General features: G+C 39.4%; 24 protein-coding genes. 18 read left to right on the plus strand and 6 right to left on the minus strand.

Translation table 11 applies throughout. The annotated features are described in order from the left end of the window. Nucleotides 1-52: 52 nt before the first annotated feature. The 3 genes from ACIQ0H_RS10580 to ACIQ0H_RS10590 all read left to right on the plus strand — a co-directional run bounded on the left by ACIQ0H_RS10580 (nt 53) and on the right by ACIQ0H_RS10590 (nt 6,181). Nucleotides 53-2,716: an FIMAH domain-containing protein gene (locus ACIQ0H_RS10580; RefSeq protein WP_403414089.1), complete on the plus strand. Its 2,664-nt coding sequence runs from the start codon at nt 53-55 to the stop codon at nt 2,714-2,716. 829 nt (nt 2,717-3,545) lie between these two features. Beyond that, complete coding sequence (gene galA / locus ACIQ0H_RS10585; RefSeq protein ID WP_403414091.1) at nt 3,546-5,915, plus strand: beta-galactosidase GalA; 2,370 nt, start codon at nt 3,546-3,548, stop codon at nt 5,913-5,915. A 5-nt stretch (nt 5,916-5,920) separates the two neighbouring features. Then, nucleotides 5,921-6,181 carry a hypothetical protein gene (locus tag ACIQ0H_RS10590; RefSeq protein WP_403414093.1) on the plus strand — a complete coding sequence of 87 codons (261 nt, stop codon included), beginning with the start codon at nt 5,921-5,923 and terminating at the stop codon, nt 6,179-6,181. A 193-nt stretch (nt 6,182-6,374) separates the two neighbouring features. Here ACIQ0H_RS10590 and ACIQ0H_RS10595 read toward each other — a convergent pair whose 3' ends face one another. Both ACIQ0H_RS10595 and ACIQ0H_RS10600 read right to left on the minus strand, forming a co-directional pair. Then, entirely contained in the window at nt 6,375-7,028 is a 654-nt protein-coding gene (locus ACIQ0H_RS10595; protein WP_403414094.1) for a cupin domain-containing protein, read from the minus strand. A gap of 189 nt (nt 7,029-7,217) precedes the next feature. Next, nucleotides 7,218-8,030, minus strand: a complete 813-nt coding sequence (locus tag ACIQ0H_RS10600; protein WP_403414096.1) for a cobalamin-binding protein — start codon at nt 8,028-8,030, stop codon at nt 7,218-7,220. Between the two features lie 381 nt (nt 8,031-8,411). Between ACIQ0H_RS10600 and ACIQ0H_RS10605 the strand changes: the two genes are divergently transcribed. From ACIQ0H_RS10605 to ACIQ0H_RS10640, 8 genes are all read left to right on the plus strand, one after another. Then, a complete protein-coding gene (locus ACIQ0H_RS10605) occupies nt 8,412-8,699 on the plus strand; it encodes a hypothetical protein (RefSeq protein WP_403414098.1) in 288 nt (95 codons plus the stop codon). 50 nt (nt 8,700-8,749) lie between these two features. Beyond that, nucleotides 8,750-8,905 (plus strand): hypothetical protein, encoded by a 156-nt coding sequence (locus tag ACIQ0H_RS10610; protein ID WP_403414099.1) that lies wholly within the window; start codon nt 8,750-8,752, stop codon nt 8,903-8,905. A gap of 203 nt (nt 8,906-9,108) precedes the next feature. After that, a complete protein-coding gene (locus ACIQ0H_RS10615) occupies nt 9,109-9,501 on the plus strand; it encodes a hypothetical protein (RefSeq protein ID WP_403414101.1) in 393 nt (130 codons plus the stop codon). Between the two features lie 321 nt (nt 9,502-9,822). After that, the gene (locus tag ACIQ0H_RS10620; protein WP_403414103.1) at nt 9,823-10,047 is read left to right on the plus strand and encodes a phage holin family protein; all 225 of its coding nucleotides are present in this window, start codon (nt 9,823-9,825) and stop codon (nt 10,045-10,047) included. A gap of 146 nt (nt 10,048-10,193) precedes the next feature. Next, on the plus strand, nt 10,194-10,445 hold the full coding sequence (locus ACIQ0H_RS10625; RefSeq protein WP_403414105.1) for a phage holin: 252 nt from the start codon (nt 10,194-10,196) through the stop codon (nt 10,443-10,445). A 1-nt stretch (nt 10,446) separates the two neighbouring features. After that, on the plus strand, nt 10,447-11,187 hold the full coding sequence (locus ACIQ0H_RS10630) for an N-acetylmuramoyl-L-alanine amidase family protein (RefSeq protein WP_403414106.1): 741 nt from the start codon (nt 10,447-10,449) through the stop codon (nt 11,185-11,187). Nucleotides 11,188-11,498: 311 nt separating this feature from the next. Beyond that, nucleotides 11,499-11,816 (plus strand): hypothetical protein, encoded by a 318-nt coding sequence (locus ACIQ0H_RS10635; RefSeq protein WP_403414108.1) that lies wholly within the window; start codon nt 11,499-11,501, stop codon nt 11,814-11,816. A 271-nt stretch (nt 11,817-12,087) separates the two neighbouring features. Continuing rightward, a complete protein-coding gene (locus tag ACIQ0H_RS10640; protein ID WP_403414110.1) occupies nt 12,088-13,290 on the plus strand; it encodes an IS110 family RNA-guided transposase in 1,203 nt (400 codons plus the stop codon). 609 nt (nt 13,291-13,899) lie between these two features. On the opposite strand, the gene uvsE is transcribed toward ACIQ0H_RS10640, so the two are convergent. Beyond that, nucleotides 13,900-14,859, minus strand: coding sequence for a UV DNA damage repair endonuclease UvsE (gene uvsE / locus ACIQ0H_RS10645; RefSeq protein ID WP_403414528.1), 960 nt, complete (start codon nt 14,857-14,859; stop codon nt 13,900-13,902). A 185-nt stretch (nt 14,860-15,044) separates the two neighbouring features. Between uvsE and ACIQ0H_RS10650 the strand changes: the two genes are divergently transcribed. The 6 genes from ACIQ0H_RS10650 to ACIQ0H_RS10675 all read left to right on the plus strand — a co-directional run bounded on the left by ACIQ0H_RS10650 (nt 15,045) and on the right by ACIQ0H_RS10675 (nt 17,411). Continuing rightward, nucleotides 15,045-15,284, plus strand: a complete 240-nt coding sequence (locus ACIQ0H_RS10650) for a hypothetical protein (RefSeq protein ID WP_403414112.1) — start codon at nt 15,045-15,047, stop codon at nt 15,282-15,284. Nucleotides 15,285-15,396: 112 nt separating this feature from the next. Next, a complete protein-coding gene (locus ACIQ0H_RS10655) occupies nt 15,397-15,570 on the plus strand; it encodes a transcriptional regulator (protein ID WP_403414114.1) in 174 nt (57 codons plus the stop codon). Between the two features lie 48 nt (nt 15,571-15,618). Continuing rightward, the gene (locus ACIQ0H_RS10660; RefSeq protein WP_403414116.1) at nt 15,619-15,993 is read left to right on the plus strand and encodes a YhjD family protein; all 375 of its coding nucleotides are present in this window, start codon (nt 15,619-15,621) and stop codon (nt 15,991-15,993) included. Next, the gene (locus ACIQ0H_RS10665; protein WP_403414118.1) at nt 15,993-16,331 is read left to right on the plus strand and encodes a YolD-like family protein; all 339 of its coding nucleotides are present in this window, start codon (nt 15,993-15,995) and stop codon (nt 16,329-16,331) included. The genes ACIQ0H_RS10660 and ACIQ0H_RS10665 overlap by 1 nt, the downstream gene beginning before the upstream one ends. A gap of 26 nt (nt 16,332-16,357) precedes the next feature. Continuing rightward, a complete protein-coding gene (locus ACIQ0H_RS10670) occupies nt 16,358-16,579 on the plus strand; it encodes a hypothetical protein (protein WP_403414120.1) in 222 nt (73 codons plus the stop codon). 331 nt (nt 16,580-16,910) lie between these two features. Next, the gene (locus ACIQ0H_RS10675) at nt 16,911-17,411 is read left to right on the plus strand and encodes a DUF3231 family protein (protein ID WP_403414122.1); all 501 of its coding nucleotides are present in this window, start codon (nt 16,911-16,913) and stop codon (nt 17,409-17,411) included. A 234-nt stretch (nt 17,412-17,645) separates the two neighbouring features. Here the strand turns inward: ACIQ0H_RS10675 and rpsD are convergent, their stop codons facing one another. Together rpsD and ACIQ0H_RS10685 are read right to left on the minus strand one after the other, a co-directional pair. Then, a complete protein-coding gene (gene rpsD / locus ACIQ0H_RS10680) occupies nt 17,646-18,248 on the minus strand; it encodes a 30S ribosomal protein S4 (RefSeq protein WP_403414124.1) in 603 nt (200 codons plus the stop codon). A gap of 26 nt (nt 18,249-18,274) precedes the next feature. Next, nucleotides 18,275-18,433, minus strand: coding sequence for a hypothetical protein (locus ACIQ0H_RS10685; protein WP_403414125.1), 159 nt, complete (start codon nt 18,431-18,433; stop codon nt 18,275-18,277). A gap of 151 nt (nt 18,434-18,584) precedes the next feature. Here ACIQ0H_RS10685 and ACIQ0H_RS10690 point away from each other — a divergent pair, with 151 nt between their 5' ends. Beyond that, complete coding sequence (locus ACIQ0H_RS10690) at nt 18,585-19,775, plus strand: PLP-dependent transferase (protein ID WP_403414127.1); 1,191 nt, start codon at nt 18,585-18,587, stop codon at nt 19,773-19,775. A gap of 55 nt (nt 19,776-19,830) precedes the next feature. On the opposite strand, the gene ACIQ0H_RS10695 is transcribed toward ACIQ0H_RS10690, so the two are convergent. Then, complete coding sequence (locus tag ACIQ0H_RS10695) at nt 19,831-20,310, minus strand: GAF domain-containing protein (protein WP_403414129.1); 480 nt, start codon at nt 20,308-20,310, stop codon at nt 19,831-19,833. Between the last annotated feature and the right edge of the window lie 40 nt (nt 20,311-20,350).

Raw genomic sequence — 20,350 nt, forward strand, 5'->3', positions numbered from 1 at the left:
TGGAGATACAAAGTCGTTAAAATAAAAACAATGATTGAAGGGGGAAAACAATATGAATAATGTTAGAAAAGTTACATCTAGCTTGCTTGGGGTTTGTTTGATAGTCGCTAGTTTTGCGTTTCCGAAAGCTATACATGCTGCTCCTCAGATAGATGAACAAGCAAAAGCCGAGGTGGAATGGATGGAAGTAAGTTCCATAATAGATAAGTATCCTATCACTTACACTGAATTACCGAAAATTAACAATGAAACAGATGTAACTCCTGATGGACCGCTAATGGGAAATGGGACCATTAATGCTTTCATGGGAGGAGATAAGAACAAGCAACAAATATATATTTCGCATGCAGATTCTTGGGAAAAGCAGTATAGTGCCTTTTCTACTACGACCCATGGGAAAATTACGTATGAGAGATTGGATGAAGGTACGGGTAATAAGCCGTTTAGCTACAATCAAAGTATGAAAGATGGAATTGTTAATGCGGTTTCAGAGAAAGGCTTTGAAACCAGCACTTGGCTATCAGCTACAGAAAATTTGATCGTAACTGAAATTACTAATTTAACAGAGGCAAGTATGGAAATTGGTGTGAGTACGGTTGTTCCTAACTACAATGCGACTGTAAGTTCCCATACTACATCCGTTGATCCAGAGAACAAGCTGATCTCCTTTACGAAGCATTTGGGTACTCAAGGGTATGATTATGCTGTAGAGCTTTCTACGGTATTGAAAGTTATGGATAAAGATCTTGTATTTAGTCAAATTGATAACAAAACCTATATGGCAAAAATTGAACTAGCTGCAGGCGAAACTGTAACTGTTATTGCAGCAACAGAAGGTGGTAGGAACTCCACGACATCGTTGGAGGACGCTAAGGAACATGTTTTAGCCGCTGATTCAGAAGATGTGCTGCAAACGGTGAAGCAGAAGCACCTGGATTGGTGGAAAGAATACTGGTTAAAGTCTTACATTAAGCTGGCAGATGAATCCTCTTTAATGGAGAGAATCTATTACGGTCAACTCTATGTTACAGGGGCAGCTTTGGAAGCTCAAAGTGAGAATCCGGCAGAAGTATTTGGTGGTAGTTTATTTCCATGGACAGGTAGTACTAGAACTGCATGGAGCGGTGGGTTTTTTATGAATATAGATGTTCAACGGGCACCCAATGCAGCCATTGTAGCTAATAGAGTGAATCAAATTACATCTTATACTAAATTAATTGATGATTACTGGGAAACGGGGCGGACTATGGCATCTGATCCTAAAGAATTGAATAGGGTTATTGGTAATTCGAAATGGTATCCAAAATTTACTGAAGGAATAAGAGGCGTCCTGTTCCCAACATTTATGCCGCCATGGGGATATGCATCTGCCCCTGCTTATGATAGTGCTCCAATCCATGCGGCTATGGCATTAATTCCAATGGTTAAATACTGGGAATATACGGGCGACAATGAGTATTTAGAACAATTCTTATATAACAAGTTGGTAGATTTAACTGAATTCTTTGAAGACTATGCCCTTGTAGATGAGGTAACGGGGAAATACGTAATAGGAGGATCGACTATTGAAAGCAGCACCCTGTATAAGAATGCATTTCAGGATCTAGCTGGTACTTACTTTGTATTTGATAAAGCGATTAAGGCGAGTAAGGAACTAGGTAAAGATGCTGATAAGCGAGTGAAATGGCAGGAGTTTCGTAACAAATTATCACCATTGCCAACGTATGTCATTCCAGCAGGAAAACCTGGCGCAGGGCTAACGGTATTCACGGAAGCAGAAGGAGTATCTGCTGTACCAAGAAACGCTCCAATCATTCATACGACTTACCTTACTGATCTAGTAGGCATGGCAACTGATTCTGAATTGCTCGAGTATACTCGGAATTATCTTGAATATATTCAACCATGGACTGAAGGACATGACAAAGAAGATCGCACAATAATGATTGCAACTAATGTTGGTTATGACATTAAAAAGATTACTGACTTTTTGTCTAAAGGACTTATAGATCGCCCCATCACTGATTGGGTTGGAATACGAAATAATCATACAGTGGGAGCAACTATCCAGAATTCTCTGATCTATAATACAATTACACATTCTCTGATGCAGAGCAATCAAGACTTCATAAATGTATTTGCGAACTGGCATGATGATCAGAAAGCTGAATTTACGCGTTTGAGAGCGAAAGGTGCATTTTTGGTGGATGCCAAACAGAATGAGTATGGGGAAACAACGTATGTTAATATTTTTAGTGAAAAGGGAAGAGATAGCACAATTCTAAATCCATGGCAGGGATATGAAGTTGCTGTATATGATGAGAACGGAGAGCCAGTAGAAACAACTTCATCAACCAATAGATTGGGCGAGTTGATTACTTTCAAAACGAAAGCAGGAAGTTCATATGAGGTCCAGCTCAAAACAGCTGAAGTTCCGGAAGAGCCACAACTAGTGGAGACCGCAGCCGAATTGAAGATACTCGTAGAACAACTGGCGGCAGAGGAAGCACTAGATAAGACGACTGCGCGTTCCTTGACCCTTCATTTGACCGCGGTAAGTCGCTATGAAGAACAAGAATTAGCGGAGAAAGTGATCAAACATATGGAAGGCTTTAGACTGTTGATAGACCATCACAGAGACAATGAGTTGTTGTCTGGGGAAGTGTATAGCGTTCTTAAAGCTAATGCCGATTCGTTGATTAAGAAGTGGCAATAGGTTTTAAGCTAGGGGTACTCAATTCCCTTGTGAAATTTAAAGTTTTTCTATAAAAATAAACATATAGCTGATATTCGTAAATCTCGCTTTCGCCAAAGTAAATTTAGCTAAAAAGGCTAAAGACTTGATTAGTTACTTGGGTATTAAATAACAAGTAGATAGTGGGCTAGTAGGTGCGCGAAATTAACTATTCAGCGATGAACTAACCTGATATTTATGAAGCAGTATAATAACTTTCAATTGAATAACCACTACATGTAAAGTCCCCTTAGCAAATTTACTAACATAAAAAAGATAATTGCTAAGGGGCTTTCATGAATCTATTTATCGGAGTGATCAATGAAAATATGATTAGGGTGTAGAATTCGTCTACCGATCACAAATAAAATCCAATAAACTAAAGATAATCCAAATCAATTTAAGTAAGTGTTGTAAAAACTAAATGTTTTAACTATTAAAGTAAAGATCGTACTAACGATCTTTGCTTTTTCTATGATAATCTAATATTAGTAAGCGCTTTCAAGATGCGTTTGGGGGTAAAGTAATGAAAAAAGATACAGGTTTTATTTTTAGTAGCTATATTACTACTAGTGGGCTGTTCAACACCAGATTCCAAAAATGATAGTAATAAAGGTAAAGAGGGTTATATTGTTAGAAAACTAAATACAGCTTTAAGTTTGGGAATAACACAAGGTTTGCCTAATATTGCTTTGAATGAGGATTATCAAGCATAGTGTTTTTGTGGTGGTTTACAGAATATCCTATGCGTTTGATTTTGCTGAATATGAAATTTAGGTTTCGCTTAATTTTGAATAAAGGAGTGTGTAACATGACGAATAATTTGAGGACAAAAGAAAATTTTGATAACAATTGGCTATTTCATTTAGGTGATATTCCGATTAGACATGCCGTCAAAGGCGGCATGACTGGCGGGCTTACTGACTGTGAGGAAATTGAAGAGGGCGAATGGCACAAAATCGCTTATTTCGATGAACGGATACCTGGGAATATAGACGCGAAGGAATGGGCGGCGGTTTCGATTCCTCATGATTGGTGTGTGGAAGGAAACTTTGTGAATGATGGCGGAAAAGAAAAACATCATAAAAGCCATGGCTATCTCCCAGTTGGAATTGGCTGTTATCGCAAAGAATTCAGTGTTCCCCAGGAGGACTTTGGACGTAAAATTTCCCTAGAGTTTGACGGTGTAATGAGGAATAGTACTGTTTGGGTAAACGGTCATTTACTTGGTAATCATGCAAGTGGATATACAGGGTTTAACTACGATATTACCGACATTGTCCGCTATGGCAATGAGGGGGAAAACGTGGTTTTTGTTAAGGTTGATGCTACAGATTACGAGGGCTGGTGGTATGAGGGGTGTGGTATTTACCGACATGTCTGGCTCGTTAAGACAGAACGCTTACATGTAGCTAGACATGGCACGTATGTCACTACGCCAGAGGTCCGTGAAGAGGAAGCGACTGTTCATGTTAAAACGCGTGTTCTTAATGAGCTTAGAGGGAAACTGAACTGCCGGATTGAAACTATAGTTGTTGATGTAGAGGGGAACGAGGTAGCCAGACATTCTGATACTAGCGTGCTGAATCAAGATGCTGAGGCACTATTCGAATCAAGTATGCTTGTGAAGCAACCAAAGCTATGGTCACCTGAGCAACCTTACTTGTATGAGGTACTGACTGAGATTCATGCAGATGATCAACTAGCTGATCAATATCGCTCGCCACTTGGTATTCGCACGATTGAGTTTAATGCAGTAGATGGCTTTCTGCTCAATGGGAAGCCTTATCTCATAAAAGGAACATGTAACCATCAGGATTTTGCCGGTGTCGGAGTGGCACTTCCAAATCAAATTACAGAATATAAGCTGCAACTGCTTAAGGATATGGGCTCCAACGCGTATCGCTGTTCGCATCACGCTCCTGCTCCGGAGTTGCTTGAGATTTGTGATCGTATCGGCATGCTCGTTGTAGACGAGAATCGTAAGCTTGATATCTCACCGCAGGGTATTGCAGATTTGAAGGAGATTATTTATCGCGACCGCAATCATCCTTCAGTTTTCATGTGGTGTATGGAAAATGAGGAGATTCTTGAAGGTACGATTATGGGAACGCGTATGGTGGACACATTGTCGAGAATTACGCATTCGATTGATCCAACGCGACCTACGATTGCCTGCATGAACCACGGATGGAATGATGGTGGATATAGTGAGGCTGTAGATATTGTTGGCTACAACTATGGACAGCGCGAGGACCAATACATTCGAGATCGTGAAACCCATCCGAATCGCTTAATGCTAGGTAGTGAAAGCACGAGTTGCACAACGACTCGCGGTATATATGAGAACGATGCTGAGAAAGGCTATTGCTCATCCTATGGTGACTTGATTCCAGAATGGTCTTGCTCACATGAGAAGTCTTGGCAGGACGTCGTCAACTATCCGTACTTGTCAGGTGTATTCGTGTGGACAGGCTTTGATTACCGTGGCGAGCCAACACCCTATTCTTGGCCTTGCATTAACACGCATTTTGGCATTATGGACACGTGCGGTTTCCCGAAGGACGCCTACTATTATTACAAGGCTGCATGGACGGATGAGCCTGTTGTACATATTCTTCCGCACTGGAATTGGAGTGGCAAAGAAGGACAGGAGATCGAGGTTTGGACTTATAGCAATTGTGAATCGCTAGAATTGCTGCTGAATGGACGAAGCTTGGGTGAGAAAGCAGGTGATCGTAATGATCGTACCGTATGGAATGTCATATATGAGCCTGGTGAACTTGTCGCAGTTGGTATAATCGGAGGCAAGGAAGTAACGCGGAAGGCAGTTGTTACAGCAAGTCATGCTGCAACAGTCCAATTATCAGCAAACAAGCAAGTCGTTAACGCAAACGGAACGGATGTTGTCATGGTGCAAGTCGCTGTGCTGGATGACAAAGGAAATGTTGTTCCGACAGCAGATAACGAGGTTCGCTTTGCGATTGAAGGGCCTGGGCGAATAATAGGCGTAGGCAATGGAGACCCGAGCAGCCACGAGCCTGATAAAGCAAGCAGAAGGCGTGCATTTAACGGACATTGTTTAGCGATTATTCAAGCAAGTGATGAGGCTGGTGAAATTAAGCTTACAGCAACTTCAACTACGCTTAAATCTGCAACTGTTAAAATTGATGTTAGTTAATCTTCTTGTTAATTGAAGAATACTTTAAAAACCTACAGATTGCTTATCTGAATGGTACTGTAACACGTGGTGAATTTGGAGCATTGTTAGCTAGGGCGCTGAAATTGAATTCTATTGATCTTGAGTTTAGTTTTACGGACCGAGGCCAAACACCAGCATGTGCAAAACCTTATGTAGCCACAGCAGCTGAAGCAGTCACTTTAATTTTTAGCTGTGCTAAACAATCAATAACGAACGTTTTGGCACGACTCGCTGTCCCAGTCTGAATCACAATCGGGCTGGGAATAAAGACGATGATTTTTGCATTTGACTATACCGAAGGCTATTTTCCTCTTTAGGGGGAAAATAGCCTTTTATTGTTTTGTGGGTGAGTGGTAAGTGCACTCATGATTACGAATCATTCTGGTTCACATAAAAAGACTGCTGATTACAATAAATCAGCAGTCGCTATCCTTTTTTTTAGAGAGGAAAGTTAGGTCGATTTTGATGGGTATAGGGATACATTTGGTCAGCGTATTGATCTATATATTGCGGGTCTGGATCGTTAATGTTGATGTTTACATTTGCATTTACATTTGCACCCTTTTGATCCCCGGGAGGACCGATAAAAAGTGCGGGCTTAATAGAAGCAATTGCTTTTTCCCATTGTTTTTTATCCATACCATAGGTGTACGCCATGATATTTGCGGGAGTTAATGTTAAGAGGTCGGAGCCCAGAATTACTTCCGGAGTAGGTGCATCAAAAATCCCTAAAAAGTGTGTGTTATCAGCTGTAGCTTCTATATAATGCCACCAACCTTGCGGCACGTTCGCGACTTGACCGGACGTAATCGGATAGTTTTGGATTTCTTTTGTAAATGGATTCAGAAATGAGACCGTACAAGCTCCAGAAATACAATAAACTAGCTCTGCAGCATGTTGGTGGTAATGTGGCTCGATGACATTTCCAGCGCTGAGAAAAATATCAAGTAAAGATACATTTTCAAGTGTGTTTAATTGGTTGATGCCTAGTACATTTATAAAGTTATGATTATTTTTTTTGAAAAGGGTATTGTCATTTAAGTCGTAAGTAAACTGTGTTGCCGGTGAAGTATAATCAATATTTGAACTCATAAGTACATCCTTCCTTAATAATTTCAAATGTGCTAGCGATGCATATGTTTACAGGATATGTATGAATTCATTTTAGTGTGAAAACCCATTTCTCGATTGCAATATCAGCGCCAATAACTAGTTAGTACCTGACACCGCATTCAACGGGCTATTTTCCTTATCATCACAAGGAAAATAGCCCGTTGACATTTATGCGTTTGTAATCCAGTCAGGTAGTTTCAAGTCTCCATACGTTCCCGGATGAATCATTTTCCCGAGTTTCAAAGCACCTTCAAGAAGTCGGGGAGAAGGTCGGCAATACAGTTCCTCTTCCATTTTAGCTAAACGTCCATGTTTGACAGCGGTGAGCTCTTGCCAACCTGGTCGCTTTAAGACGACTTCTGTCTTCACTTTATCAGCACGAACACCAACCCATGCAAGAAGAATGTAATCAGGCGCTCTTTTTAGCACATCCTCCCAATCCGTCAGCACACTAGCGAGTTCGACATCGCGGAATTCATTAAGTCCGCCCGCGATTAAACTAATTTCAGTAAGCCAATTTATACGACCGGGTGTAAAGATTGGTTTTGGCCACCATTCCCAGTAAAGGGAAGGGGTTACTTCAACGGTTGCTGCACGTTTTTTCATGTCACCAATAAATGCTAAATACTCTACTTGAATGAGGAGTGCTTTCTCTTCAATACCACATGCTCGCCCGACTGTCAGTAAATCCTCCGCAATATCACCAAGACTTTGTGGATCTAATATAATATGAGGGATACCTCTTTTTGTCAGTTCTTCGATATTTCTTTCCATTCCGGGTACGCTAAGTGAGGCGAGGACGAGATCGGGCTCATAGGACTCAAGTTTATCCATATCTATGGATAAATCGGGACCGAGGCGTGGTAGAGTTGCTATACTGGCAGGCCAGTCGGAAAAATCATCAACGGCAACAAGCAGGTCAACGAGACCGAGATAGGCGAGTAGTTCTGTGTTACTCGGGCAAATCGAAATGAGTTTCATCAAATCACTCCATTACTATGTGGTATTTGTATTGTACCACGAAAAAAAAGAGCCCCGCGAAGGACTCTTTTCCAAAGACGATATTAACGGTTGTAATAACACGAACTAAGCAAAACCCCGTCAGTAGTAGTCTTCGAGTGGGTTAAAATGAAAACTCCCCTCAATACTGCCCTCAAAACTACGAATTCATGGCTTGATTCTTAGCGAAACTGAAAGCTTCTACCGATTCTTTTTCTAGTTCTTTGAAAGAATGACCATACACTTTCAATACCATTGTGGATAAACGTTACGACACCGATAGTGATTACTATGCCAACATCCAACCCTTATCTATACATTTAATGCCTATAACTTTCACAGGAATGTAAGGAGGATTGAGATATGAGAAAAACAGTTCAATATAAGAATGATGCGGAACGTAAAACGATTATCGAAAGTCACAATCACCTTTATTTGGTAGAGGAGAAAAACATCATAGAAGGTAACTTTCTTATTTTTTCTGATGCTTTACCGGAACCACCGAAGGTTTATGTATCTGTGCCGGAAGAAGAGTTTGAGGGGCTTAAACAAGACAATCAACTATTAAAAGCACAATCACAAGCAAACTCAGATAGAGCGGACTTTCAAGAGGATCTAATTGTCGAAATGGCGATGAAGATTTACTCGTGATTGTCCGTTTTTTAATAAAACTAACTATAAAATTATTTGGAGATGATATTATGATGGCATTACTATTCGCGCAACGAGTTATTTTAGGTAAAACACAATTCGAGGAAGTACCAAACTCGCTAAAGCTGGGCGTTTATAAAGAGTTAGTCGACAGTGGCGTTAAGTTTCTAGCAGGGGATTATCAGCTTCCGGAAGAGACAGCTTAGGACCATTATGTGTAGAACCAAACACCTTTACGAGGTGTTTTTTAATGCCTTCTAATTGGACAATTATGGTACTATGATAACAAATAGTTATTTAACTAACACAGCAGGTTACTTGAATAGTGAACATGATCTTCAGAATGATAATGATGAATGTTATTTCGAGGCAAAAGTGGTACAAATAAAGGATAAGGGAGATTGTTTTCATGAGCATTTCTGAATTTGTAGTCTTGTTGGTGATTTATAGTGCGCTAATGATTTTCTTTTTGGTTCCATTTCCAAAAAAGGAGCGATCGAAAGTGCAAAAAGGTCAAATATCCTTTCACTTCATTTTTAAGGAGAACTTAGTTAAAATGGTCTTTCAAAAAAAGGCTATATTTGCTTTAGTGTTGTTCGGATTTGCGTTAATCAGTATTCAGTCGGGGTTTGCCGGTGCAGAATGGCACTACAATGCTCATAGTGGTTATTCACCAATCAGTAATAAAATATCTGCATTATACACTATGTGTAGTGTAGTGATATATACAGCCATTCTTTTGCTGGCACTTGGATACATGAGGACGATAAAGAGCATGAATGGTGCAAAGTATCAGGCATAGAAAAGAAAACACATAGCAACAATTGGGCGCAGTTGTTGAAGAAGCGTCCCTGTTCTTATTAAACTAACTGGTGCTTTAGTTGAACAAGGATTACTGAAGTCGACATACTTTTTGTTGGCTTTTTTATTTCGCAGTTGGAACAAACACGGTAGTAAGCAATTTAATAAATATCAACTAAGGACGTCTCACTGTGGCGTTCTTTTTCTTTACCCAAAAATTAAAAAAATGGAGGTGCAGAATGGAATGGTCAATGATTAAAGATTATGCGTATGAGCCGTTTTCACTTTTTTGTATGGCGAGGGCATTGTCACTACTGTCGGAATGTCTCTATATACCGGAGTAATTGTCCTTGATTGGATAAGTGGCTATAGGGCATCGAAAAAGGACGGTAGCTATGCGAGTGAGTACGGCATCGATGGTGGTTTTCGGACTATCTTCTTATTTATCGTGCCTGCCCTGGCGCATGGCGTTGATCTATTAATGAGTACACCGAATGTCGTTTTCGGATTCGCGTTGCTTTCGTTCGGCTTTCACGTTTGGAAGTAAATGACCGCGAACGTGTACAGAGCTGGATGGGATAGGTGGATACCTGTTTCAGTTCTTTATGTTGTTGCTGATGAAATCGAGCATAAAATTGCTCGGTCTCGAAAAAGAATTGCAGACAAACAAAAATATTTAGGAGATGAATGATAATGAATACAGACAAATTAAAACAATACATTGGATTATTCGGAGGGCTGCTATCAGCAATCCTTTTATTTTTGGCAACATTAAACATCGAATTTGCGTGGTTTAACACGGAATCGATTGGAGCGTTTGAAGGCGTGTTGATTGCGGCAGTACCATTTGTGCTCTTGGTCTATGGTGTGTGGGAAAACACATATATCGTCACGGATAAAGCGAAGAAGCAGGAACAGGAATTGAAGTGGAAAGGATTGAAATGATATGGTGAAAATTTTCATAGACCCCGGACGCGGTGGTAAAGATCTTGGGGCTGTCGGATTCGGTTTAAAAGAAAAAGATATTACGCTAAAAGTATCGCTTAAAATTCGTGACATTTTGCAAAAAGAATACAGTAATGCAGATGTGAGGTTGAGCCGTACTACGGATGTTTATCTATCGCTTGCACAGCGTACTAATGCAGCAAAAGGCTGGAATGCTGATTTCTTATTGTCGGTCCATATCAATGCAACTCCAAGTGGATCTGGTTACGAGGACTGGATATATGAAAGAATGACTAATTCGAAATCCATAGCGGCTCAAAACGCAATTAATGCGGAGGTTGTTAAGGTGACCGGTTGGCGTAATCGTGGGAAAAAGCGCGGCAACTTGCATATGGTACGCGAGTCTAAAATGGCGTCGGTATTAACCGAGTCGGGATTCATTGATAATCCTAGTGATGCTAAATTGTTGAAAGATGATACATTTCTTGATAAGGTTGCGCGCGGTCAAACTGACGGGATCGCAAAAGCATTTAATTTGAAGCGGAAGGTAGTATTACCTGAAAAGGAGGAGACACCTATGGAGGACAAAGAAAAAAATGCACGAGCCGATAAATCATTCCAATCAGCACAAGACTTTGTAAAGGCAAGCGGTATTTCAGACGGAACTTATCCACGTCGGGCAATTATCAGACAAGAAGTCTGGTCCATGCTTGAACGGATGAATCGCGAATTAATGAAATAAGAATAAGAAAGGCGACTCCTATATCGGTCTCCTTTCTTACTTAGCCATCTATTCTGTTGTGATTATATTCTTTACGTTTTACGAATGAAATATGCATTTAAAAAAATATTTGTAAACCAAAAAAGGTAGCCATTCCACTGCGGAGTGATCGCCTTTTTTTTGTTCGTCGAATTAAAGAGGTATTCGTATTTGAAGTGCCGAACAATAGTTGAGAGTGGCCTGTTCTTGTTCAAATAACGTGGCAGGTTAGTTAAACAAAGATCTGAAACTTTAGTACGTAATATGAATCTAATCTTTCAAGGGGTGTTATTATGAAAAATAAAATTACAATAAGTTTTATATTATTGATTTGTTTATTTTTTGCTGGCTGTTCTGATGATTATCAAGAAAGTTTTACTTTCACAGGTACAGTAGAGGAGATACTTGTTGAAGAAGAAATGTTAGTTATTAAAGAATATGGCGGGGTTGATGAGGGTAGACGAGAAGGAAATGTATACGAAATACCTGTTGATAATGTAGAGAGATATAACGTAGGGGAGAAGCTTGAAATAACTGTCTTTTCTAATATTAATGCAGATATTTGGGATTTAGACCATATGAAATTCGATATAAAAACAGTCGAAAATTAGAACTTCTTATTCAACTAACGGGTGCATCGTATTATAAGGTTAACCAGTTATTACTGGTTGACCTTTTTTTAATAGGATTTAATATACCAGTAGTCAGGGTAGGACGTACGGGTGCGTGGGGCAGTGATCCCGTCAACTAAACTGTCCACCCCCTACTTGTAGAAACATGTTTGAGGCTGGTTGGGACGTAGATCTCGTATAACAAGCGAAGCTATGACACTACAAGTAGGGTTAGGGGTACTGGCTAGTAAAAATTAGAGGAGGAATAAAAATGAATCCAGTAGTTGGCCTGGATGTGGCAAAAGGAGAGAGCCAAGTTCAGGCATTCTTAGATAAATCAAAACCGTTTGGAAAGAGCTTTTCGATAAAGCATACCAGAGAGGAATTACATCGCTTTATTGGATTCTTAAAAGAGATTGAAGAGATGACAGGGCAAATGCCTATAGTCATTCTAGAATCTACGGGTCATTATCATACCCCTGTTGTTCAATACATGGAGGAACATGATGTTTTATATATCTTGCTTAACCCTATTATTTCTAATCAGGCTAAGAAGTCCAGTTTAAGAAAGGTGAAAACGGACGCAATTGATGCGTATCAGTTGTGTGTGCTTTATTACAAAGAAGATTTTGAACCTCATAAAAACAGAGGACTTCAGCTTTTAGATCTTCGAAATCTTTCAAGACAACAGGAGATAGTTACGAATATGTATGTAGAAGCAAAACTTCAGTGTCATACTATTTTAGATCAAGTATTTCCTGAATACCGGAAGGTTTTTGGTGATCTATATTCAAAGGTTTCATTATTGATGTTAGAGGAATTTCCGACTTCAGAGGCCGTCTTATCAGCTGGGGAAAGTAAAATAGCCGTGCGTGTAGCAGAGGTCTGTCCTAGCCGTTCTGTCCAATGGGCAAGAGAAAAGGCAAAAAAAATAATGGATTCCGCAATGCGAAATCCATTTCAAAAAGTCATGTATCAAAGTCACTTAGTCAATCTTCAAATGTATATTGAGATGCTTTTTCAGTACCAAGGACACCTTTCAATATTAGAGGATCGCATTGTCACCTTGGCAAATGAACTAGAGGACTACAAGATTGTCCAATCGATTCCTGGAATAGGAGAAAAAATCGCTGCAACGATTATCTCCGAAATTGGTGAAATCGATCGGTTTAGTCATCCGAAAAAACTGGTTGCCTTTGCGGGAGTAGATCCCAGAGTTTACTCATCAGGAAAGTTCACCGCAACAACCAACCGTATTACCAAAAGAGGTTCAAGCAGATTGCGTCATGCCTTGTATCTAGCAGTATTATGCGGAATAAGAAGTTCAAGGAACAAAAAGCTTAAAGAATTCTACGATAAGAAAAAGTCAGAAGGAAAGCCTGCCAAAGTAGCGATTGTAGCTTGTATTAATAAACTACTTCATTGGATTTATGCATTATTAAACAGAAAAGAATCTTTCCTTGATATAGCTTAATTAACGGTTTTAATCACAAGAGAGAAAACCTTCCAAAAGGTTTTTGGAGGGCTGTTTGGCATGCTCAAAATAGTATAACATAGGATTAAATAGAATTTCAGAGAAAAATATTGACATCCTATTAGCTGGTTTAGTTTAATAAAAATAGGACTTACGTTTATGATTAAATTTCATTTATGCAAGCCCTTTTATTATGCCCTCACACATAGAAAAGCGATAGAGCAATTACTCTACCGCCTGTAAATGGTTGCACGTTAATTTTTGGGATTGGCCGATATATACAGCTAATAACTTCTATATGTTCGATGAATAAATTATATCATTTAAGACTGCCTCCAGTGAAAATGGGGTCAGTCTTTTTTTATTACTAAAAGCTAATCGAAAACAAAATACCTAAACAGGCGGAACACCCGTCAAATGCTAAACCACAGTAACCTCTTCCCTAAACAAAGGCGAAGGAATAGAAAAGATTGAATATACTGTTGTTCCAGCAGAGTATTCAACTTGGACGGGCATCGATGGATATAAAAGAAACATGAATTTGATATACAATGAACATAAGTTAAAAATAGTTGAGACAGAATGTTAATACTCCGTTTGCTTTGCTTTTCATTTAATATGAAATGAAGAGCCATCTATTATTTTTACATTATCCCTAACTATAATTTCTTCCATTAATTGAAACAGGGCATTGTCCTTACTTTTTGCTTCTATCATACAGTCAATTTGAGAAACGCTGCCTTTAATTTCATTTAAAAATTGAAAAAACATATCTATGTCGACATAATCAGCGTGGTGTCGAAATGCCTTTTGGCTTTTGGGGCTGGAAATATGCATTTTAATTGGAAAAGGTGAGTGGCGCCATGTTTGAATGACACGGTCCCACTGATCTTGCCAATTGGGATTCTTATGGTGCGCAAGGTGATGGTGATAATCAAATACAAGTGGAATATCCAACTTTTCACATAAGTAAAGAGTATCCTCGAGTGTAAAAGATGTATCGTCGTTTTCCAGCATTATCATTTTTTGAATTGATTTTGGAACATCCATCCAATTATCTATAAAACGTTCAAGCGATAGTTCGGTTTCTTTATAATTGCCTCCCACATGCAAGACACAACGATGAACCGGATCTATTCCCATTCCTTTTAATAATAAATAATGCATCTTAAGCGTTTGAATCGAATTTTTAAAAATCTCTTTCTTAATGGAATTAATAATAACAAAGTGATCTGGATGAAAATCAATTCTAAGTTTGTTTCCTCTAGCGAAATCCCCAATCTCACGTAAAAGTTCTTGGATTGGCTTTATATAATTCCAATCATTCAACTCTTCATGGTTAGCCAGAGGGATTAGACGAGAAGTTAAACGATAAAAATGTATCTCAGAAGCTACATTGTGCATCAAAATTCGAAGTGTGTTCTGTAAATTGGAGATGGAGATGCGCTCCAATTTGCGGATAGCGGCTTCCCGATCCCCGATTTTCTGGAATTGTGTAAAAGTCATGGTTTGTGAGGGAGATGCGTTTTTTAATTCCATGCTCATTGCTACATAACCAAGACGTACAATCACATTTTTTACCTCCAAATTCACAAGTTAGTTATTTTGTATTTGTCATTGCAATACTTTTAGAAAATCGGCTTACATCATAATGCATTGGTTCTTCTTTAGAATTGCCACTTAGAATACGCATAGTTGTTCCTTGAGTTGAATTACTTACAATTCTATTATGGGAGGAACTTTGGGTTTTATGTATGGTTATACATAAATACAAAATAGTTGTAACGCTTGGCATTGAAGATGTCCTCACGGCAACGATAATAGTTGAAACCGACCTACCATTTTTAACCGCTTCAAAAAATAAAACAGCTGCTCATGAGTTAGGTCATGCTTTAGGAATTTCGGATCATTATGATCCTTTTTACAAATCGATTTTAATGTACGGATATTCTACCGAAACGAATACCTTACAGACACACGATAAAGCAGACTAGCCTGTATTACGTACATGCAAAAGGCAACTACTCTTAATTGGGCAGTCGCGTTTTTATTTTTCTTTACATAAGAACATGTATTCTCCATACTGAAAATGAGGAGGGAACAAATGTGCGTATAATATTGATTAAGTCGATAAGTTATGGAGGTTTATTGGATATGATGTATTTAGCGAAAGACGGGTCGATTAGTAAACGGAGAATTAAAGTCATTCAAGTGGGGGAGTCGTCATTCCGTGCTTATTGCTACTTACGTGGATCCAAAAGAACTTTTACGATTGGATAACGTTTTAGCACTTGTTCCCGTTACAGTAAGAGAAAGGTAGGTTATTTGATGCCATTTATGCTTGATGAAGTAGTAAATCATTTCGAGAGCATGATTTACTTGCCGATGGTTATTCAGATTTTAGAGAGAGATAGAGGTACGATTGAATTCAGTCCATTCAAATTAAAAGGCCCTTATATCAATATTGTTGAAAATGCGTTAGAAATGGCGCAGTCGGAACTAAAAGAATCGAATACTTATGCAAGAAATAAAAAGATGAAGTTAATTAAAAAAAGTAAAGATGACATGTTCACCGAGTATGTATTAATTCATGGGGGACATGAACATGAGCGACGTTATTTAAACGTCCGTCTTCGAAACCGAACCGAGGAATTAATCAGTGTGTACTTTGATAAAAGCTTCATAAATCCGGAGGTTAAATGATGTTAGAGAACTTACAAGATCGCGGCAACATCAAATGGCGAGGATTAATGCTCCCGGAGCATGTAGCAAAGATAAATGACTGGAAAGCTAAGAATAAATACATTGAGCGTCCGCAATTAGACGATTGGGAGTTAGAAGCGAAACAGATGGAATTAGAGCTTGCATATAAGCGACAAAGTGATGCTATGGTCACGATGTGGAAAAACGGGAAAATGATTATGTACAACGGCAAAATATCTGAACTTGATTACACTCGGGGTATCATATCTGTAGATAGTCCTTATGGACACGACCGGGTTCCTGTTGCAGATGTTATTAAAGTTGATAGTGTGTATTAAATGTTAAAACAGAAAGGAAGATGAGAATGACAGCAATTCCAAAACCAAAGAAAGTAAATAGAAGTGTAGCGAGTCCACAACTTACCGAGTGCGATTATCAAGAAATCGGAGAAAAGATTGAGGATGCAAGTTATCATTGTATGCCAACTTCGATACTACGAAGATCGACATCAATTCAATTGTGGGGATTAAATGAACAGAGAAAAGCGACCAATCCCCGCCATGGAGAGGTCGCTTTCGTTTACTGACATCTTTCGACGAGCTCCAGAAAGGATATTCAGTGCTTGAGTCTCATTTGATTGACAATTTAAATGTAACTGATAATTTAATTATTGTCAACATGAGTAACAGGGAAACAGCCGCCTTATATATAAGGAGAGTACTCAGGCAAGAAAACAACCAACCCATAATGGAAACGTCGTAGTTTTGTTTTCTGCACAATGAAAATATATTACTTATTATTTAAACCTTCCATGTCACCACGTATTTGTAATCAAAACATTGTTTAATGCATAGAAATTTTCTAATTAACCATAATACGGATGGAAAACATTTTATGATATCAAAAGGAGTGTTTACGTGGGAATATTAAGCGGAAAACCTGAAGATGAACCAATGCATTATGGAGAAGTGATTGGAGTTTGGGCATTTATCGGAGCTAATAATGGCTTGATAAGTGGGTATGAAGCGTTTATAAATCATGCGGAAGATAAAGATTTAATTGATTTATTGAAAGAGTCGATTCAGATGATGCAATCTGAAATAAAAGAAGTTGGAAAGTTACTAAAAGCAAACGGTATTGCTTTGCCTCCGAGCTTGCCCGAACGTCCAAAGGCTAATGCTAGTGATATTCCTGCAGGTGCACGCTTCATGGACCCTGAAATTAGTGGTGCAGTTTCCATTAATGTCGGTCAAGGACTAGTGTCATGTAGCCAAGTTATGGGCCAGTGTTTACGAAAAGATATTGCAGTCATGTTTGGTAAGTTCCATTTAGAAAGAGCGATGTTTGGTGGTAAACTATTGGAATTAAATAAAGAAAAAGGTTGGATTATTCCACCTCCTCTTCAAGTGAGTCCGTAGGAAAGTGACAGAAGCCAGATGAAAAAACAGCCACCTTCTATTAAATAGAGGGGTGGCTGTTTTCGTTTTTTAGTCATGCGCCTGTCCGCTTTTTATGTGTCCCTCAGACGTCCCTCAAATCAATTCAATTCGTTGCTCTTAATTGCATACTCTAGATATAAGAAAAAACCCCAGAAACGTTGATATAAATCAACTTCCGGGGTTTTAGATTCTGCTGCTTGCAACTCGTTATTATTAACGGTTGTAGAATTCAACGATAAGTGCTTCGTTGATTTCAGCCGCTAGTTCGCTGCGCTCAGGCATACGAACGAATTGACCGACTTTAGTGTCGTTGTTGAATGTAACGAATTCAGGAACATAGTTGTTCACTTCAAGCGCTTCATTTACAACGTCAAGGTTTTGAGATTTCTCACGAAGAGAGATTTCTTGACCAGGTTTTACGCTGAATGATGGGATGTCAACGCGTTTACCATCAACCAATAGGTGACCGTGGTTAACAAGTTGGCGAGCTGCACGACGTGTGCGAGCAAGACCCATACGGTAAGCAACGTTGTCAAGGCGAGTTTCAAGAAGGATCATGAAGTTCTCACCGTGTTTACCAGGCATTTTACCTGCTTTGATGAACATCGTTTTGAACTGGCGTTCGTTTACGCCGTACATGAAACGAAGTTTTTGTTTCTCTTGTAATTGCAATCCGTATTCGGAAAGTTTTTTACGTTGGTTAGGACCGTGTTGTCCTGGTGCGTAAGGGCGTTTTTCGATTTCTTTGCCTGTTCCTGAAAGTGAAATTCCAAGACGACGGGATAATTTCCAAGCTGGACCTGTATAACGAGCCATGAATGACTCCTCCTCTATTTTTGGTTTTATTTTGTTGTAAAATAAGAACCAGATGTATTCAATCCAAATGCCATTCTATCATCTTGCATCTTCGCTTCCGCAGCCAGGAAGTTACGTGGTGCACCTTGTAAAAGGAATAGACTGGACAACTTGGAACACACAACTGCTGCAACTATTTTACACAATTTTTATCATAACAACTATAGATGTCCAAGTCAAGTTTCGATTATTGATAATGTAATGCCAATGTCATAGCATTTTCCCCTTCATCTTTCTTGGCATAACGTGTAAACTTAAATGACAGAGTGTTTCAAATTTTTAAGGAGGCGGATAATTATGAAGGAACAACATTTACACAAGGATACACTTGTTGTGCATGAAGGTTACGAGGATACAGAGCATCATGGTAGTCTTACAGTTCCACTTTATCAGACAGCCACATTTTCGTTTGAAACAGCAAGCCAAGGAGAAAAGAGATTTGCGGGCGCCGAGGAAGGCAATATTTATTCTAGATTAGGTAATCCAACGGTACGTGTGTTAGAAGAGCGAATGACAGCACTAGAGAATGGGCAAGGTACGCTTGCTTTTGGCTCGGGGATGGCGGCTGTTAGCGCGGTGTTAGTGCATTTGACGAATTCTGGTGATCATATTTTATGCTCCCGTGGAATTTACGGTTGCACATTTGGACTGCTTGGTATTATGGAACGCAAGTACAATATCAAGCATGATTTGATTCGAATGTGGAATGAAGAGGAAATAGAGCGGGCTATTAAACCAGAAACGGTTTGTATATATGTAGAAACACCCATCAATCCAACAATGGAGCTTGTTGATATTCAAGCAGCTGTCAATGTGGCAAAGCGTTACGGATTGCGGGTGGTTGTTGATAATACATTTTCATCGCCCTATTTACAAAATCCACTAGATTTCGGAGTCGACTTTGTACTGCATAGTGCGACAAAATATATCAACGGTCATGGGGATGTCATTGGTGGACTATTGACTGGCAATGACAAGGAAGAGATGGAATCTATTCGAATGACCGTGCAGAAAGATTTTGGAGGCATTATGTCACCATTTGATGCTTGGTTGCTAATAAGGGGACTAAAAACTTTGCCAGTCCGAATGGAGCGGCATTCGTCGAATGCAGAAAAAATGATTGCGTATTTAAAAGGACAAAAGCTAGTTGAAGAGATCTATTACCCATTTGATCGTGATAGCTCACAATTTGCTATTGCGCAGCGACAAATGCGGGCGGGCGGCGGTATCATATCATTCACAGTAAAAGGCGGAAAAGAGCAAGCGCAATTATTTATGGATAGCTTGTCCTTGATCAAGATTGCAGTCAGTCTTGGAGATGCTGAGACGCTGATTCAGCACCCAGCAACGATGACGCATTCGGCTATCCCTGAACAGGAGCGCCTTCAAATGGGTATTACAGATTCCCTGCTTCGGCTTTCTGTCGGTCTCGAACATGCTGAGGATTTAATAGAGGATATGAAACTGGCATTCTCAGTAATGGAATAGACAGAAAAAAACAGCCTTGGAAGTCGTGAAGACCGGAAAAAGGCTGTTTTTTCTTCTATATATGTTTGACAAGAGCCTGAACGACGTTTTCAAGACCTAGTCGATCAGCCTCGGTAAAACGATTCAGTTCAGGACTGTCGATATCCAGAACGCCGATGAGATTGCCGTCCTTGATAAGTGGGATCACGATTTCAGATTGCGAAGCTGCATCGCATGCAATATGTCCTGGAAAAGCATTGACATCAGGAACGATAAGGGACTCCTTCGATTTTGCTGATGTTCCACAGACACCTCTTCCGAGTGGAATACGAATACAAGCGGGAAGACCTTGAAAAGGCCCCAGTACCAATTCTTCATGATCGACTAAATAAAAGCCTACCCAATTGATGCGGTCAAAAAATAGATTGAGCAATGCGGAAGCATTACTTAAGTTTGCATATCTATTGGTCTCACCAGTCAATAATGCATCCATTTGACTTGTAAGTTGCTTATACCGCGTACTGCTATCAGTTGCATAATCGATTCCTGCGAACAATTAGAGCACCCCTTTTCAGAATAAAAGCTATTGTAAGTAT

The organism is Sporosarcina sp. NPDC096371, from assembly GCF_044762865.1.
GTDB lineage: Bacteria > Bacillota > Bacilli > Bacillales_A > Planococcaceae > Sporosarcina.

Coding starts and splice junctions, on each gene's coding strand:
- ACIQ0H_RS10610 (WP_403414099.1), top strand. CDS start 8,750: ATGATGGCATTACTATTCGCGCAACGAGTTATTTTAGGTAAAACACAA.
- ACIQ0H_RS10650 (WP_403414112.1), top strand. CDS start 15,045: ATGGTTATACATAAATACAAAATAGTTGTAACGCTTGGCATTGAAGAT.
- ACIQ0H_RS10595 (WP_403414094.1), bottom strand. CDS start 7,028: ATGAGTTCAAATATTGATTATACTTCACCGGCAACACAGTTTACTTAC.
- ACIQ0H_RS10690 (WP_403414127.1), top strand. CDS start 18,585: ATGAAGGAACAACATTTACACAAGGATACACTTGTTGTGCATGAAGGT.
- rpsD (WP_403414124.1), bottom strand. CDS start 18,248: ATGGCTCGTTATACAGGTCCAGCTTGGAAATTATCCCGTCGTCTTGGA.
- ACIQ0H_RS10665 (WP_403414118.1), top strand. CDS start 15,993: ATGTTAGAGAACTTACAAGATCGCGGCAACATCAAATGGCGAGGATTA.
- galA (WP_403414091.1), top strand. CDS start 3,546: ATGACGAATAATTTGAGGACAAAAGAAAATTTTGATAACAATTGGCTA.
- ACIQ0H_RS10660 (WP_403414116.1), top strand. CDS start 15,619: ATGCCATTTATGCTTGATGAAGTAGTAAATCATTTCGAGAGCATGATT.
- ACIQ0H_RS10640 (WP_403414110.1), top strand. CDS start 12,088: ATGAATCCAGTAGTTGGCCTGGATGTGGCAAAAGGAGAGAGCCAAGTT.
- ACIQ0H_RS10625 (WP_403414105.1), top strand. CDS start 10,194: ATGAATACAGACAAATTAAAACAATACATTGGATTATTCGGAGGGCTG.
- ACIQ0H_RS10605 (WP_403414098.1), top strand. CDS start 8,412: ATGAGAAAAACAGTTCAATATAAGAATGATGCGGAACGTAAAACGATT.
- ACIQ0H_RS10635 (WP_403414108.1), top strand. CDS start 11,499: ATGAAAAATAAAATTACAATAAGTTTTATATTATTGATTTGTTTATTT.
- ACIQ0H_RS10620 (WP_403414103.1), top strand. CDS start 9,823: ATGTCTCTATATACCGGAGTAATTGTCCTTGATTGGATAAGTGGCTAT.
- ACIQ0H_RS10630 (WP_403414106.1), top strand. CDS start 10,447: ATGGTGAAAATTTTCATAGACCCCGGACGCGGTGGTAAAGATCTTGGG.
- ACIQ0H_RS10600 (WP_403414096.1), bottom strand. CDS start 8,030: ATGAAACTCATTTCGATTTGCCCGAGTAACACAGAACTACTCGCCTAT.
- ACIQ0H_RS10670 (WP_403414120.1), top strand. CDS start 16,358: ATGACAGCAATTCCAAAACCAAAGAAAGTAAATAGAAGTGTAGCGAGT.
- ACIQ0H_RS10615 (WP_403414101.1), top strand. CDS start 9,109: ATGAGCATTTCTGAATTTGTAGTCTTGTTGGTGATTTATAGTGCGCTA.
- ACIQ0H_RS10580 (WP_403414089.1), top strand. CDS start 53: ATGAATAATGTTAGAAAAGTTACATCTAGCTTGCTTGGGGTTTGTTTG.